The 16,707-nt window shown below is 51.7% G+C and carries 13 protein-coding genes and 1 tRNA gene; 5 read left to right on the top strand and 9 right to left on the bottom strand.

Annotated elements, in window-relative coordinates; genetic code table 11:
- Positions 1–5: 5 nt before the first annotated feature.
- The 4 genes from IQ22_RS13520 to IQ22_RS13505 all read right to left on the bottom strand — a co-directional run bounded on the left by IQ22_RS13520 (position 6) and on the right by IQ22_RS13505 (position 4,625).
- Positions 6–1,655, bottom strand: a complete 1,650-nt coding sequence (locus IQ22_RS13520; RefSeq protein WP_244309139.1) for a hypothetical protein — start codon at positions 1,653–1,655, stop codon at positions 6–8.
- Entirely contained in the window at positions 1,636–2,742 is a 1,107-nt protein-coding gene (locus IQ22_RS13515; RefSeq protein WP_145142775.1) for an FAD-dependent oxidoreductase, read from the bottom strand. Before IQ22_RS13515 ends, IQ22_RS13520 begins: the two co-directional genes overlap by 20 nt.
- A gap of 15 nt (positions 2,743–2,757) precedes the next feature.
- A complete protein-coding gene (locus IQ22_RS13510; RefSeq protein WP_145142772.1) occupies positions 2,758–3,786 on the bottom strand; it encodes a glycosyltransferase in 1,029 nt (342 codons plus the stop codon).
- Positions 3,787–4,548: 762 nt separating this feature from the next.
- Positions 4,549–4,625, bottom strand: a tRNA-Arg gene (locus IQ22_RS13505).
- Positions 4,626–4,902: 277 nt separating this feature from the next.
- On the opposite strand from IQ22_RS13505, the gene IQ22_RS13500 reads away from it, so the two are divergent.
- On the top strand, positions 4,903–5,223 hold the full coding sequence (locus IQ22_RS13500; RefSeq protein WP_145142769.1) for an Arc family DNA-binding protein: 321 nt from the start codon (positions 4,903–4,905) through the stop codon (positions 5,221–5,223).
- Between the two features lie 50 nt (positions 5,224–5,273).
- On the opposite strand, the gene mgtE is transcribed toward IQ22_RS13500, so the two are convergent.
- Positions 5,274–6,707, bottom strand: coding sequence for a magnesium transporter (mgtE, locus tag IQ22_RS13495; protein WP_145142766.1), 1,434 nt, complete (start codon positions 6,705–6,707; stop codon positions 5,274–5,276).
- A 306-nt stretch (positions 6,708–7,013) separates the two neighbouring features.
- On the opposite strand from mgtE, the gene IQ22_RS13490 reads away from it, so the two are divergent.
- Entirely contained in the window at positions 7,014–7,535 is a 522-nt protein-coding gene (locus tag IQ22_RS13490) for a DUF4124 domain-containing protein (protein ID WP_244309137.1), read from the top strand.
- A gap of 32 nt (positions 7,536–7,567) precedes the next feature.
- Here IQ22_RS13490 and pheA read toward each other — a convergent pair whose 3' ends face one another.
- The 4 genes from pheA to mtnA all read right to left on the bottom strand — a co-directional run bounded on the left by pheA (position 7,568) and on the right by mtnA (position 13,760).
- Positions 7,568–8,662 carry a prephenate dehydratase gene (gene pheA / locus IQ22_RS13485; RefSeq protein ID WP_145142763.1) on the bottom strand — a complete coding sequence of 365 codons (1,095 nt, stop codon included), beginning with the start codon at positions 8,660–8,662 and terminating at the stop codon, positions 7,568–7,570.
- Positions 8,663–8,664: 2 nt separating this feature from the next.
- Positions 8,665–9,750, bottom strand: a complete 1,086-nt coding sequence (gene serC, locus IQ22_RS13480; protein ID WP_145142760.1) for a 3-phosphoserine/phosphohydroxythreonine transaminase — start codon at positions 9,748–9,750, stop codon at positions 8,665–8,667.
- On the bottom strand, positions 9,750–12,569 hold the full coding sequence (gyrA, locus tag IQ22_RS13475) for a DNA gyrase subunit A (RefSeq protein WP_145142756.1): 2,820 nt from the start codon (positions 12,567–12,569) through the stop codon (positions 9,750–9,752). Before gyrA ends, serC begins: the two co-directional genes overlap by 1 nt.
- A 114-nt stretch (positions 12,570–12,683) precedes the next feature.
- Positions 12,684–13,760: an S-methyl-5-thioribose-1-phosphate isomerase gene (gene mtnA / locus IQ22_RS13470; RefSeq protein ID WP_145142754.1), complete on the bottom strand. Its 1,077-nt coding sequence runs from the start codon at positions 13,758–13,760 to the stop codon at positions 12,684–12,686.
- Positions 13,761–13,929: 169 nt separating this feature from the next.
- Between mtnA and IQ22_RS13465 the strand changes: the two genes are divergently transcribed.
- The 3 genes from IQ22_RS13465 to mupP all read left to right on the top strand — a co-directional run bounded on the left by IQ22_RS13465 (position 13,930) and on the right by mupP (position 16,702).
- Positions 13,930–15,252, top strand: coding sequence for a TRZ/ATZ family hydrolase (locus IQ22_RS13465; protein ID WP_145142749.1), 1,323 nt, complete (start codon positions 13,930–13,932; stop codon positions 15,250–15,252).
- Between the two features lie 75 nt (positions 15,253–15,327).
- The gene (gene ubiG / locus IQ22_RS13460; protein WP_145142746.1) at positions 15,328–16,026 is read left to right on the top strand and encodes a bifunctional 2-polyprenyl-6-hydroxyphenol methylase/3-demethylubiquinol 3-O-methyltransferase UbiG; all 699 of its coding nucleotides are present in this window, start codon (positions 15,328–15,330) and stop codon (positions 16,024–16,026) included.
- Between the two features lie 4 nt (positions 16,027–16,030).
- Complete coding sequence (gene mupP, locus IQ22_RS13455; protein WP_145142742.1) at positions 16,031–16,702, top strand: N-acetylmuramic acid 6-phosphate phosphatase MupP; 672 nt, start codon at positions 16,031–16,033, stop codon at positions 16,700–16,702.
- Positions 16,703–16,707: the final 5 nt, after the last annotated feature.

Genomic DNA, 16,707 nt, shown 5'->3' with positions numbered 1-16,707 from the left:
TCCTCTCACTCTGGAAGGTTCTTGAAACGAAGACAATATTCCGACTCGCACCGCTCGTATGGATACTTCTCGTCCAGGTACTTTTTGAGTTCGGGAAACTTATCGTGCATTGACAGATCATCGATGCTGAAAGACCAAAAGGTCGACGAATAGATCACAGCGGGAGGCTCACTCCTCCTCAGATCCGCAATCATGTCCTGCTCGTAAACACGAGTGGCGTAAACGGGATAGATGTACTTTGTACAGGCAGGCAAAGCCGTTATGCCATTGATAATACCGTTGTTAGACAAATCGAATACACAGGACGCACCAGAGCGCTCAATCTCATAAGCAGCCCAACGAGCCCCCTCCGAAACGAGCAATTCGTTACGCGGAGGCTGAGCCAAGCTAGGAATCCACCTGAACCCGTTAGCTAACACACCCGGAACGGGAGACTTGTATAAGGTAAAAGCGATTAGCAATGCTCCAATGGCAAGGTATGCCGTATAACCAAGCGGCTTCTGGCGTTTATGAATGAATACAAGCCCTAAAAGAACCACGAAAAAAGGCATGGGGTTCTTGCCCACCAGACCGAGCAACAACAGCGCGCCTATCATCGCCATGGCAATATACGGTCGAGCGAGCACCTCGCCCTCTTTGGCCACTCCCTTACGCGCTTGATCGTGAGCAAAAAGGAATGCAATCATCGGCGCCCACATACCCATGGGGATATGGATGAAATCCGCTCGGTTAGTAGCCACCTTGTAAAGCATCAACATGAGTACAGCGACCATACCTATCGTTGCCAAGCTCGTACTAAAACGAAACGGCCGAGGCATAGCCTTGAACAGGGCGTAGTAGGCCAATAGTGTTGGGATCGTCAACAATGCTGTTTGAATCAGGAACCGGGGTGTTCTATAGGTCCACTGAGATGAGGTACTAAGCAAGAAATCCAGATTTCTGACGTAATCGCTTAGGGCAAACACCTCGGTAAACGAGGCCAGGACAAAGAACGTGGCAAAAAACACTGCCATGGCGTAAAGGAATCGCTTATTTCCAAAACTAGCGATTAAAACGCCGAACCCAACCGCTCCCAGGCCGGTAATGCCTCTATCGTAAGACCAGAACATGTTGAAGGCGGCAGTTACCCCCAACAACGTTGCCAGCAGGTAAAAATCCGAAGAGCGGCTCGCTCGCAGACACAGCAGAAACAAAAAGATCGACAGGAGCAGAAACAGGTCACGGTAGCCCACCAAGTAACTGGCAACAGCAGCTATCGTAAGCAAAATCAGCAGTTCATACCGCTCCCCTCGCTCCACATATAGGGAGGCGATCAGATACAGCAGCAGTGCTGCCCCGAAGTTACATAGCGCATATAAAACTTGCGTGTAGAGAAAGTGGGTTTCCAGGCTACTGATATGTATAGCAATCCAGGCAGGCAAATAATCCAAGGCGCCATGAATGGTGAAGGCGTGCCCTCCTGCATCGTTTTGCAGAAGGTTGGGCAACGTGGCGAAATATTCTCCCTGATGGAATGGGTCAAGTATCTGTCCGGTTCCCAATGTAAAAAAGTTAATGCATGAGAAAACAAAAAGTACTGCTACGCCTACCAGCCGAAGCGACCTGACTGGCGTCAAATCACCCAGCTGGGCAACGTTAGTGGATGGGTTCGGCATCTAGCTTCTCCAGCACATCGAAAATATTATCGATCTTCCCACCAAGAACCGAATAACAATGAGGAAGCTGGGGGTGCTGCTCGAAAAGAATCGGACGACCGTCATCCCCTTCGTTCTTGACCAGAATCGTCTTGACTTCGAAAAGTGAATCGACGTACTTCACCTTGGCAACTGGTGCCATATAGCGAGCGACATCCCTGATCATCCGGTCTACACGTGTAGCCCTATCGTAGCTTTCGAGCCGCTCGTAAGGATCCTGATCCGGCTCGTCGTTCCACTGCATATGCGGCGTATACCGCACATGGGACAAAGTATGTAACTCACGCGCAGGAAAGGGCATCATCGAAAAAAACGGCCCATCCATTACCGTCACGCCCAATTCTTTAAGCTCGTCAGGCATGTCGACTAAAGCCATTTCAGTCAATTCATGCTTGAGCTTGGTCCGCGTCCCAGGAAAGTCACCAGTAAACTGGTTAAGACCACTGTAGGTGCAATTGAATACATAACGAGTAACGCGCTCCGTCTCCTCTCCTCCATGCGCGTAAATAACGGACAAAGCATCATGCCCGCGCTGATGAATGGACTTCACTCTCGTCTCAAGCAGGACTTCTACCCCGGCATCATCTAGCTCTCGCTTGGCTTCGCCAGCCAGTTGGCGCGAATTGAAAGCATATTCCTGGGTCAGGTATACCGAATCGATAAGCCGCGGCTCGAACAATTTCATCATGGCAGGCGGTGCCGATTCGAGCTGAGCACCAATTTCATGACAAAACCGCTCGAATTGCTTGGCTGTAACCTTTGAATTGTTACGTGCGATGGCATAAAGCTTGGTGAAATTACGGACTACCGCATCAGGGTAGTCCTTCACGAACCGAGGCAAATTTACTCGACTGCGAAAAGCCGTCGTGAAACTTCGCGGATAGTGGTAGCCGTTATGCACCCGAGCTTGATTGTTATAGGAAGCCCTGTTCAATAGAACGGCTTCGCGCTCAATGAGCGTGACCGTCTTAAAGCCTCGAACCTTCATTAGATACAGGGCAATCATGGACCCGTAAAAACCACCACCGATGACAATAGCGTCCTGCATGGATGTCTACTCTCATCAAACGATATGGGAGGCCACGGCCATTTTCGGCTCGGCCGCTTGCGCGTCGTCTACCACTTCAATATTGAGTTTTTCTCGTCGCGTCATGATGGCACTCGTAAACTCTTGGGCAACGTGATAAGCCGGCCCTTCGTTGGTTCGCGTTACCATTTGAACTATGTATTCACCCAATACCAGCAACGCGAGCGAGAGTAGAAAGAACATACCGGACTGCTGCAACGACAACGTTACCCATCCCGGCGCCACATCAGCCTTGATAAGGCCGACAACGATGACGTAAGCGGAATAAAGCAAATTGGCCGCAGCACCGAACAGACAAATTACACTTACAAACCGCATGGGCGCACGGGTTGTCGACACCAAAAGGCGAATACCACGCTCGATACTTTCCTTAAGATGCTTATTCTGGCGAGCCTTGGGTTTGGCGCTATAACTAAGTTTGACCTGAGCGAAACCAGCCGTAGCGGGTAAATGCCTATAGGTAACCGCCGGCACAGGATGTTGCAGAATGAAGTTAACGACCCGCTTGCTCAAAAGGCGATATTGAGGGGCATCGTTAGCTAAATCCACGCCACCCAGGCGCTTATAAAGTGCATTAAAACCGGCAAAGCAGGCCTTGTAAGGGAAACTGCGGATTGGCTTGTGAGTGTTGATGGCAAAAACTACGTCCATACCTTGAGCGGCATGCTCAAGCATGGCGGGCAAAAAGTTGATGTCATCGATTAGGGGGTCAATAACGGCTACAAAATCCCCTAAGGCATTTTCGAGCCCGACCCAGCAGGCCGTATCCGTATCGACTTCCTTGGTTAGAGCATAGACCTGCAGATTCGGCAGTCCCTTCTCGCTCGTCAACCCCTTTAACGTTGCAACACTCTCATCGGTTGAAGCGTTATCGACGATGATGAGTTCATAATCACTCACCAAGGATGAAACCACGCTGGCGGCATTGGTCAGTGCTGCCTCAAGCTCACGCGATTGGTTGCGTACTACGAAAACAACAGATAACAGAACAGGATAATAAGACATCCACGCTTCCTCTCTCAAAGCCCTGAATGGGATAAGTCCATATTCGGTAAGGCTAGAAGACGACACCTTGAGCAGTGGCATCGTCTTTCCGAAAGGGATCAGTCTTTTGATTGAATAGGCGGGACCAAGAAAAGCAGGCCCTCATCATTCAATATAGGTGGGCTCATGCTTGTTAATATGCTTATAGGAGCCATGCACCCTTGTTCGCCCAATGATTATCTAGTCGTGATGAATCAACTAAACAGGGCTTCATACAAACTAGGTCATATCTGAAAAGTGTCTACGTAAATCATGCTTCATGCTAATCGACTCAGAAGCGACATCACTTAAAGCTCACTTAGATCTACAGATTTAAATGTGAGCCGATCTGCTTCTTCACTTTTTGCTTTGCCTGACCTTCGCTCGATCACTTTACAAGCAGACCCTAGCATGTCCATGGAATGCTAGTAGTAGATTTGCGTCCTTGGTGGAAGGTTCACCCAACCCTGCAAACCATGTCACACATTTAAACATTAATCTCTTTTTAGCAAACTTTAAGATCAATCTTTGATGCTGTTCTGTCGACAATTGAAACTTATCGTTCAAGATCATGAACGATAAGTGATGTATCAGGCCTTAATTATTCGGGACCTTAAAAGTAGGTCATTTATGTTTGGCCTGATGACAGCGATGAGAAAATGGATTAGCCAAATGCAGAAACCGATAACAATAATAGCGTCGGTTGTACGGGCGAAATAATGAGAAGTTATACAGAGGAAATAGTGGCGTCCCAGGCGAGGTTCGAACTCACAACCTTCCCCTTAGGAGGGGGATGCTCTATCCAATTGAGCTACTGGGACAACAACAACGCGCATGTTAACGAGAACAAACCGCTTTGTCATGCCGATTGTAAAGACATGCAAATTTGCCATCACAAAAGAAATTCATTGCTAAGCTTCTCATCAACGATCACGGATAACTGGCTGACTTTGCTTTTTTTGAGAATTGTCACTAAATTGACGTCAATAAGCTCACAGCCTCTTAATAGCAGTGAGTCCAAAAAAGTAAACGCTGTCTCGAGCTTCACTGAGAAGCTTCGCTAGCATCGCCTCCCTGACCACTTAGATGAATGTACTCATGACTCAGGCAATTAGATCTTACTCCAGCCGTACAGCTGATAAATTCGTCGTCCGTCTTCCTGAAGGGATGCGTGAACGGATCGCTGAAGTAGCACGCAATCATCATCGAAGCATGAATTCCGAAATCATCGCCCGTCTCGAGCAAAGCCTAATTCAGGAAGGCGCTATCCAAGACGACCCCAGTATGCGGCTGGACAGCCCTGAACTGACTGCCCATGAGCGGGAGCTATTGCAACGCTTTCGTCAGCTCTCAGGCCGACAGCAAAACGCCCTAATCTCCCTTATCGCTCATGACGTCGAGACTTCGACTCAGGAATAATCGGATCTATCAGAGTCAAGTCAGACATACTGACTTGACTCTGGAATCCCTTACAGCAAAAACAGCGTAGCCAGTCCCAGAAAGATAAAGAAACCGCCGCTGTCGGTCATAGCCGTAATCAGTACACTAGATCCCATAGCAGGATCACGCCCAAAACGCTGCAAGGTCATGGGTATCAGCACGCCCATAAGTGCAGCCAAGAGCAGATTTAGCGTCATCGCCCCCATCATTACCAAGCCCAACGACCAACTGTTGTACAGGTAATAGGCAACCACGCCGATCACCCCTCCCCAGATAAGCCCATTACACAGCGCAACGCCTAGCTCTTTACGCAATAACCGCGCCGTACTGCTAGCATTCAATTGCCCCAACGCCATGGCACGTACAATCATAGTAATCGTTTGATTGCCGGAATTTCCTCCAATCCCGGCCACGATAGGCATGAGCGCCGCCAATGCCACTAACTTCTCGATACTGCCCTCAAATAACCCAATGACTCGCGAAGCTACGAAAGCGGTAACCAGATTAGTAGCGAGCCATGTCCAGCGATTACGCACAGACTTCCAGACAGAAGCAAAAACGTCCTCATCTTCTCGCAAGCCAGCCATATTGAGGACTTCTGATTCGCTCTCCTCTCGAATCAGATCCACGATCTCGTCAATCGTCAGACGGCCGATCAGCTTGCCGTTTTTATCGACTACAGGCGCCGAAATCAGGTCATAACGCTCAAAGGCCTGCGCAGCCTCATAAGCGTCATTATCAGGGTGGAAGGCAACCGGCTCACTTGCCATGACCTCAGCTACTAGTCTTTCAGGGTCATTAACCAATAGACGCTTGATAGGGAGGATGCCCTTGAGAATCCCATCGTAGTCCACTACAAAGAGCTTATCTGTATGGCCAGGAAGCTCTTTCAAACGCCGCAGATAACGCAAGACCACCTCAAGCGACACATCGTCTCGAATGGTGACCATTTCGAAATCCATTAGCGCCCCGACCTGATCCTCCTCGTAGGACAAGGCCGAACGAACCCGCTCCCGCTGCTGCGCGTCTAGCGCCTCCATGAGCTCATGCACAACATCGCGTGGTAGGTCCGGCGCTAGATCGGCCAGTTCATCGGCGTCTAGCTGACCCGCTACAGCCAGGATCTCCTGATCATCCATGTCTGCAATCAAGGTCTCCCGAACCGCATCGGAAACCTCGAGAAGGATATCTCCATCCTGCTCAGTCTGGACCAAGCTCCATATAGTCAGACGCTCTTCAAGCGGCAGCGCTTCAAGGATAAAAGCAATATCGGCCGGGTGGAGCTCGTCCAGACGTTGCTTCAGCTCAGTCAAACCTTGCTGACGGAACGAATCATCCAAAATAGCGGAGGGATCTTCGGAGGAACGCACCTCCAATAGCTGATATTGATGAAGCAGTTCGACAACTTGAGCGAGTCGCTCTTGCAAACTTTCTTGAGGCTTTCTTGCTTCGACTTCACTCATAGCGCACTCCATCCCCGACCACGGAGCACGCTGCGGGGATTAAATCTTCAACGAATTGAACAGCAATTGAGATTCGACGGATCGGGGTATGTCCATGGATAGAGTCCACGAGCCCCGGCGGGGCTGACGAACGGAATAATAGCATTGCCACTAGCGACTCGGCGATGCAAAAACAATCAAAAACAGTCATTTGCCTTGAACAGCTCGTCCCAGTTAAGACCTAACGAAGAGAAGATGCGCAATCAGTCACGGAAGAGAACTTGCATCTGCATTACGCTGCACCTCGCCGTCAGGGAGGACGAATCAATGTATCATCGCCTTGTTGCGATACTGTGCCTATGCATGTGCAGTTACACCTATGAAAGCTTGGCCGCTACTGTCTATCGCTGCCAAGACACTTCAGGCCATGTCACCTTTTCCAGTAATGGATGTCAAAAGAGCGAAGCCATTACCTTCCATACAGCGAGCAATCTTCCTCCCAGTGGAAGCACCATAATTACCAAGCAGCCAGTAATAGAAAGACAGACCGAACAGCCGCCGCAGCAACCTCGGGAAATAACCGTAGTTGGTACCCAACAGGATGGCTGTTCTAATTTACTCTCTCGGGCGGAACGCCGAACCGCCATCATTCACCAACGCGTCCGCGCTGGCATGACGTTAAAAGACGTCGAAAGCGCTCTTGGCAAACCTGACGCAATCAGCGAGACCAACGGAGCCATTAGTTATCGCTATCAGAAAAAGGGACGCAAACGCACCCGCATTGTGACATTTGATGAGGCAGGATGTGTTATCTCTAAAAATCGTACGCATAAAAAAGCCATGCCGTAAGGGCATGGCTTTCAATAGAGCTTGTTGCACTGCTACAGGACAGCTTTAGGATACGATCCTAATATCTTCAACGCCACAACATCACTATTAATCTTTTCCAACACGTCCTTGATAAGCGGATCGTGCTGATGACCTATGAAGTCGATGAAGAAAACATAAGTCCACTTACCACTCCGAGAAGGACGCGTTTCGATGCGCGTAAGATCAATATTGTTAGTATGAAAAGGCATCAATAATTCATGCAGAGCGCCTGGTTTATTACGTGTTGAGACAATGATAGAGGTTTTATCATCGCCACTTGGCGGTACTTCCTGATTACCAATGATCAAGAAACGCGTAGAGTTATCCGGGCGATCTTCGATCTTTTCTTGCAGCTTGGTCAGGCCATATAGTGACGCTGCCATATCGCCTGCAATAGCAGCACTATTCCATTCGCCTTTGACACGCCGCGCGGCTTCCGCATTGCTGGCAACGGCTATCCGCTCGACATTAGGATAGTACGCATCCAGCCACTTACGGCACTGCGCCAATGACTGAGCATGCGAATACACACGTGAAATAGAGTCAGACTTGGTAGTCTCGCCAATCAATAAGTGATGATGGATACGAAGCTCCACCTCACCGCAAATAGCCAGATCATGCTCAAGGAAGCTATCTAGCGTATGGTTAACCGCACCTTCTGTAGAGTTCTCTACCGGTACGACACCAAAGTTAACAGCACCTGCCGTCACCTCACGGAACACCTCGTCGATGGCCGCCATAGGTCGCGTTATGACAGCCTGTCCAAAGTGCTTAAGCGTAGCGGCCTGAGTGAAAGTGCCTTCTGGCCCTAAATAAGCGACCTTCAGCGGCTCCTCCAAAGCGAGACAAGACGACATGACTTCCCGAAATAGTCGAGCCATATCCTCGTTGCTCAACGGCCCCTGGTTACGCTCCATGACCCGCTTCAACACTTGCGCTTCACGCTCAGGACGGTAGAAAACCGGTTTTTCCCCTTCCGCCAGCGATTGCATCTTTACCCGGGCCACATCTTGAGCACAGCGAGCACGCTCACTGATCAACTCCTGAATTTTTTCGTCCAGGCTGTCGATACGAAGACGCAGCGCCTTGAGCTCTTGCTCGCTCATAGTTAACCGTGCTCCTTTTCAAACTCAGTCATATAAGCGACCAGAGCCTGCACAGCCTCCAGACTGACCGCATTATAGATAGAAGCACGCATGCCGCCGACCGAACGGTGGCCTTGCAGATAAAGCAAGCCACGCTCTTCTGCACCATCCAAAAAGACCTTGTCAAGACGCTCGTCCTGCAAGCGGAACGGCACATTCATCCAAGAGCGATCATTCTTGGCGATAGGATTTACATACATCTCGCTGTTATCAATATATCCGTACAACAGCTCTTGCTTCTGCCGGTTGATCCGCTCAATAGCTGGCAGACCGCCCTGCTCCTTCAACCACTGGAACACAAGACCAGACAGATACCAGGAGAACGTTGCTGGAGTGTTATACATCGAACCATTGTCGGCTTCGACTTTATAATCGAGCAACTTAGGGCAGGATGAGCGGGCGCGCCCTAGTAAATCTTCCTGAACGATAACCACCACCAATCCGCTCGGCCCGATGTTTTTCTGGGCGCCAGCATAGATGAGGCCGAACCGGGAGACATCCAGGGATCGCGACAGCAGGTTTGAAGAGGCATCAGCCACTAAAGGAATGTCGCCCGTTTCGGGAATCCAGCCATATTCCAAACCACCAATGGTTTCATTGGGCGTGTAATGAACGTAGGCAGCATCTTTAGACAGCTGCCATTCGTTTTGACCTGGAATCGCTAGGTAATCGTATTTCTTAGCACTGGCCGCCACGTTGACCGCGCCGTAATTTTGCGCCTGCTCAATCGCCTTACGAGACCATATCCCCGTATCGATGTAATCGGCTTTTCCACCCTCAGGCAACAGGTTTAACGCTACCTGGGCAAACTGTAGGCTGGCGCCTCCCTGAAGGAATAACACCTTGTAATCAGAGGGAATCACCAATAAATCACGTAAATCCTGCTCAGCCTTTGAACTGATAGCAGTAAAGTCATCCCCCCGATGACTCATTTCCATGACTGACAGACCACGCCCCTGCCAGTCCAGTAAATCAGCCTGAGCCTGCTTAAGAACTGCTTCCGGCAATGCTGCCGGGCCAGCGCAGAAGTTATACGCTCGCTTGCTCATTACTCATCGTCCTCGTTGGGCATATCGTCAGAAGGCACATTGCTCACGCCAGGCAACACATCGTCGGCGCTCGGCTCTTCGCTGATTACAGGCAACTCTTTTTCCAGCAAAGCATCGTCCAAGGCGTCTTCATGCTCAATCAACTCTTCTTCGACTGAAGGCTCCTGAACACGCTCAAGACCTACTAACTTCTCGCCATTACCAAGCTTGATCAGCGTAACGCCTTGTGTATTTCGGCCCTGAGAAGACACCTCATCCACGCGTGTCCGCACCAGCGTTCCCTGGTCAGAAATCAACATGATTTCTTCGCCTTCAAGCACTTGTACTGCCCCGATAAGCGGACCATTGCGCTCGTTAGTCACCATGGCAATTACACCCTGCCCACCACGACCTCGCTGCGGATACTCAGTAATAGCGGTCCGCTTGCCGTAGCCGTTGAGGCTGGCGGTCAGAATCTGCGTATGCTCTTCGGGAATCAGCATAGAGATCAGACGCTGTCCCTCAGCTAGACGCATACCGCGTACACCACGCGCGGTACGCCCCATGGTACGAACATGACGCTCTCTAAAGCGAATGACCTTGCCGCCATCGGAGAACAGCATTACCTCCCGGGCACCATCAGTAATGGCTGCCGCGATGAGGCTATCGCCCTCTTCTAGCTTCAAGGCAATGAGACCGTTACTACGCGGGCGACTAAACTGGACCAGCGGAGTCTTCTTGACCGTACCATAAGCCGTCGCCATGAAAATATAGGCGCCAGCGGGCTCGTCCTTTCCTGCGTCTTCGCCACCCTCGCCGCCTTCTTCCACCTCGGCGTCATCCTCGGGAGCCACGTCTTCGATCATGTCATCCTGATCGCTTAGCTCTTCATCTCCTGACGCCTGCTGACGCACCGCCTCGAGGTCGACAGGCAGCATAGCCGTAATGCGCTCCCCCTCAGCTAGAGGCAGCAGGTTAACCAATGGCCGACCACGAGCCGCACGGGATGCCTCAGGAATTTCATAGGTCTTCTTCCAGTACACTTTACCCAAGCTGGAAAAGAGTAGAAGTGTGGTATGGCTGTTCGCAACAAGCAGATGCTCGATGTAATCGTCATCCTTCACGCCTGACGCTGAACGACCACGCCCACCACGACGCTGCGCCTGGTAGACGTGTAATGGCTGAGACTTGGCGTAACCGCCATGAGAAATCGTGACGACACGATCCTCTTCAGTAATCAGATCAGCAATGGTCAAATCGACTTGAGACGCTACGATTTCAGTACGCCGCTTGTCACCAAACTCTGCCTTGATCTTTTCTAGCTCCTCACGAATAACTTCCATGAGGCGCTCGGGATTACTGAGAATACGGAGCAATTCACCGATCTGGCTCAAGATATCCTGATATTCGGCCAGCAGCTTTTCATGCTCCAGCCCAGTCAGGCGGTGCAAACGTAAGTCAAGAATGGCTTGAGCCTGCTCAGGCGAAAGCCAGTATTTGCCTTCCCGCAGGCCGTACTGGGGATCAAGATCTTCGGGGCGGCAAGTGTCCGCACCCGCGCGCTCGACCATAGCCTCGACTGCAGAGGACTCCCACCCTGTTGCAATCAAACGCTCCTTGGCTTCCGCCGGAGTTGGAGAGGCCTTGATCAGGTTAATTACCGGATCGATATTGGACAACGCGACCGCTTGTCCTTCCAGAATATGCCCACGCTCACGCGCCTTACGCAGCTCATAGATCGTCCGGCGGGTAACTACTTCGCGACGATGACGAACAAACGCCTCAAGCATGTCCTTCAGATTAAGGACCCTGGGCTGGCCGTCGACCAGGGCAACCATGTTGATACCAAACACGGTCTGCAGCTGTGTCTGAGCATACAGGTTGTTTAGAACAACCTCAGGCACCTCTCCCCGACGCAGCTCAATGACAACGCGCATTCCATCCTTGTCAGACTCATCACGCAGCTCCGTGATGCCCTCGATCTTACGCTCCTTGACCAGCTCGGCGATCTTTTCGATCAAACGCGCCTTGTTCAGCTGATAAGGCAACTCGGTAATAACGATTTGCTGTCGGCCGCCTACCTTGTCGATATCCTCGACATCAGCGCGGGCCCGTACATAGATTCGACCACGGCCAGTGCGGTAAGCCTCAATGATACCGGCACGTCCGTTAATAATTCCGGCCGTAGGAAAATCGGGGCCTGGAATGTACTGCATCAATTGATCAACAGTCAGCTCACTATTTTCAATGAGCGCCAGGCAACCATCGATGACTTCGGTCAGGTTATGCGGCGGGATATTAGTAGCCATACCCACAGCGATACCGCTAGAACCATTAACCAGCAGGTTTGGCACTTTAGTAGGCATGACCGCCGGAATTTTCAGCGAGCCATCATAGTTGTCGACCCAGTCGACGGTTTCTTTGTCCAGATCCGCCAGCAGCTCGTGGGTCAGCTTGAACATGCGCACTTCGGTATATCGCATCGCAGCAGCGGAGTCGCCGTCTACCGAGCCGAAGTTGCCCTGACCGTTCACCAGCATGTAGCGCAGGGAAAATGGCTGCGCCATGCGCACAATCGTGTCGTAGACCGCGGAGTCACCGTGCGGGTGGTATTTACCGATTACATCGCCCACGACACGGGCAGATTTAAGATAAGGCTTGTTCCAATCGTTACCCAACTCACTCATGGCATAAAGCACACGGCGGTGGACGGGCTTCAAGCCGTCGCGCACATCCGGCAATGCGCGTCCGACGATTACACTCATCGCGTAATCAAGATAAGACTGTCTGAGTTCGTCTTCAATATTGACCGGGAGGATTTCTTTGGCCAGTTCGCCCATGAGAAGCCTGGTTCCTTAGTTTCGACACCCTGCGGGAAAGCGGTGAATACTACCATAGAAGGCCCATCAACTGGGCCTTAAGTAGGACTTTTGCAGGGACGTTTTTAGCAAAAATCAGTGCAAGCGCTTGCGGCTCATCAAAGCAGCCATCTTTTCCGCATTTGGCCGCTCGACGATTCCCCTTTCGGTCACGATGGCATCGATCAAGTCCGCTGGCGTGACATCAAAAACAGGATTAACCGTCTCTACCTCTGCAGCGATACGCTTACCACCAATTTCCAACAATTCACGACCGTCACGCTCCTCAATGGGAATATCCTCGCCAGACGTCAGAGCCATATCGATCGTTGAGCTTGGAGCCACCACCATAAAGCGCACACCATGGTGCATGGCATTAACAGCCAGCTGGTAAGTACCGATTTTATTCGCAACATCGCCATTAGCGGTTATCCGGTCGGCGCCAACGATAACCCATGAAATGTTGCCTGTTTTCATCAGATGAGCCGCTGCCGCATCAGCATTTAAGGTGACTGGCACACCTTCGCCGGCTAGTTCCCAAGCGGTTAGTCGTGCGCCCTGGAGCCAAGGGCGTGTTTCATCGGCATAAACACGATCGACCAGCCCTTCAAGATAAGCCGCTCGAATTACGCCTAGAGCCGTACCGAAACCACCGGTAGCCAGAGCACCTGTATTGCAGTGCGTTAGTAAAGTTTGCGCACTGTTACCATGTTTACGAATCAGCTCGACACCCAGCTGGGCCATGGTGAGATTAGCCTCGCGGTCACTTTCGTGAATAGCTACCGCTTCCGCCTCTAACGCTGCCAGCACATCCTCTTCAGGCTTAAGGCGTTTGAGCCGCTCACGCATACGATTCAAGGCCCAGAAAAGATTAACGGCGGTTGGCCGCGACTCGGCAAGCAGTTGAAAATCGGCCTCCAGGGCCTGCTGCCAATCCTGCCCAGCCGAAAAGCGGGCTTTTACACCCAACACCATGCCATAGGCTGCACAGATACTGATGGCCGGAGCACCTCGTACGACCATCTGGCGTATCGCCCCAGCCACCCCTGCTGCGGAATCATACGCCAGCCAGACCTCCTCCAAAGGCAAAAGCCGCTGATCCAGCAGGTGTAAAACGCCGTCCTGCCAATCAATCGCTTTGACCTTTTCTGCGGCCAGAAGTCGCTCTCGCATGCCTACCTCATCACTCGAGACAAAATACTGATTATACAGAGGGCAACGAAAATGGCTGTCACAATAGATTGTCAGCCCATGAGATCATCAAATGAACGTTTTACGCGGTTCACGTCATTCCGCTGAGCGCAGTTATACTTCTTGTTCATTTCTTGAAGGAATCATTCCAATGCCCGATCCCGTGCCACTCGACCTGCTTATTCATCCCACCTGGATCGTTCCGGTGGAGCCAGCCGGCGTAGTGTTAACGGGCCACTCATTGGGTATACGCGACGGGATCATTGCTGTCCTCGCACCCCGCTCTGAACTCAAACGCTATCAAGCGCAGGAAGAAATGGAGCTTCCCGGGATGCTTTTGAGCCCTGGCCTGATCAATATGCATGGTCATGCAGCAATGACACTTTTTCGTGGCCTGGCGGATGACTTGCCGCTGATGACCTGGCTGCAAGATCATATCTGGCCTGCTGAAGCCAAATGGGTAGACGAGCATTTTGTACGTGACGGCACCACATTGGCCATCGCAGAACAGATCAAAGGTGGGATCACTTGTTTTTCCGATATGTACTTCTTCCCGGACATCGCTTGTGAAGCGATCCATGAGTCCGGCATGCGCGCCCAGGTAACGCTTCCAATTCTCGATTTTTCGGTACCCGGTGCGCATAACGCTGATGAAGCCATACGCCGGGGGCTAGAACTGTTTGATGATTTGAAACAGCATGAACGAATTACCGTGGCCTTTGGTCCTCATGCTCCCTATACCGTGAGTGATGACAAGCTGGCCAATATACTTATGCTGGCTGATCAACTGGACGCCTGCATTCATATGCATGTGCACGAAACTGCAGGCGAGGTTCAGGAAGCCTTAGTGAAAACGGGGGAACGCCCTCTTACTCGCCTGCGTAGGCTAGGTCTTCTTGGCCCACGCTTTCAGTCTGTGCACATGACTCAGATCGACGAGGAGGACTTGATTAATCTGGTCGAAACCAACACACACGTCATTCATTGCCCTGAATCAAATCTCAAGCTGGCCAGTGGTTTCTGCCCAGTCGAGAAGCTTTGGGAATCTGGGGTCAACGTGGCCATTGGAACTGATGGTGCTGCTAGCAATAACGACCTAGACCTTCTAGGCGAGACCCGTACCGCGGCACTTTTAGCCAAAGCGGTATCGGGGTCAGCCACTGCATTAGATGCACACCGTGCATTACGTATGGCAACCCTTAACGGTGCGCGCGCTCTGGGTCTGGAAAAATGCCTGGGCTCGCTGGAAATCGGTAAAGCGGCTGACCTTGTAGCATTCGACCTAAACAGACTGGCACAGCAGCCTATCTACGATCCAGTATCGCAACTGATCTACACCAGCAGCCGCGACTGCATTCAGCATGTCTGGGTCGGCGGCCGCCCCCTGCTCCACCAAGGCAGACTGACGCGCCTGGATGAGGCCGAACTGATCGACAATGCACGAGCCTGGGGCCGAAAGATTGCCTCACGCTGACTGAATTCCAGGCTTAAGCGTCTACCTTATCGTGGCGCCGCCTTCTGAAAGAATCTGATTACTGGAGTACTACCCATGTCCAACGTCGACAATGCTGAAATTGCCAAATTCGAAGCCTTGGCCCATCGCTGGTGGGATAGAGAGAGCGAATTCAAACCCTTGCACGACATCAACCCGCTGCGGGTCAACTGGATCGATGAGCATGCTGGACTGGCAGGCAAGAAAGTACTCGATGTAGGTTGCGGCGGCGGCATCCTAAGCGAAGCCATGGCCATGCGCGGAGCCCAAGTCACTGGAATAGACATGGGCGAAGCCCCACTATCCGTAGCGCAATTACATCAACTTGAATCTGGCGTGGCCGTAAACTACCGACGCATCACAGCTGAAGAGCTGGCTAGCGAAGAGCCTGGTCAGTATGACATAGTGACATGTCTGGAAATGCTGGAGCATGTACCGGACCCGGCCTCTGTAATCCGAGCCTGCCAGACTTTAGTCAAGCCCGGCGGCCATGTCTTCTTTTCTACTATCAACCGCAATCCCAAGGCCTACCTGCTCGCAATCGTAGGCGCCGAATACCTATTGCGCTTACTTCCACGCGGCACCCATGATTTTCGCAAGTTTATCCGCCCCTCCGAATTGGGTGCCTGGTGCCGCGCAGGCGGCCTGAACGTACGCGATATGATTGGCTTGACCTACAACCCTATTACCAAGCGCTACAAGCTAGGTCGCGATGTAGATGTGAACTATATGATCCATACTACTCGTGAGGGTTGAATCCATGCGCTTGCAAGCTGTGCTTTTCGATATGGATGGAACCCTGCTGGACACAGCACCCGACTTTATCGCTGTGATCCAGTCCATGCGTGCCAGCCGAGGGCTGGATCCTGTCGACGAAAAGATTATCCGCGATGTTATCTCGGGCGGCGCGCGCGCAATGGTAGCCTCTGCATTCGATACAGATCCGCTCAGCGAGATGTTCGAACCCTTGCGCCTGGATTTTCTTGAGCGCTATCAACATCATTGCGCCGTACATACTCACCTGTTCGAGGGGATGGCCGAGTTGCTCAATGACCTTGAAAAGGCGCGTATAACCTGGGGCGTGGTAACGAATAAGCCGGCTCGCTATGCCGAGCCGATTATGCAAAAGCTGGGGCTGGCAGAGCGCTCTGCCGTATTGGTCTGCCCTGATCACGTTACGCACAGCAAACCCGACCCAGAACCTGTGCTTCTGGCTTGTCACCAGCTTCAGGTAGATCCGCAAGCGGTACTTTTTGTCGGTGACGATCGGCGGGACATCGAGTCGGGTCGAGCAGCTGGAACTAAAACTGCTGCGGTGCGTTTCGGCTACATCCATCCAGAAGACAACCCCTCACATTGGGGCGCCGACTTGGTTGTGGATCATCCGCTAGACCTGCGTACTGCGCTGGATCGTGCCGTCTGCGGCTGCTAGCAACC

Source organism: Pseudomonas duriflava, from assembly GCF_007830155.1.
GTDB classification, from domain to species: Bacteria; Pseudomonadota; Gammaproteobacteria; order Pseudomonadales; family Pseudomonadaceae; genus Chryseomonas; species Chryseomonas duriflava.
This window is presented reverse-complemented; position numbering and strand designations above follow the sequence as displayed.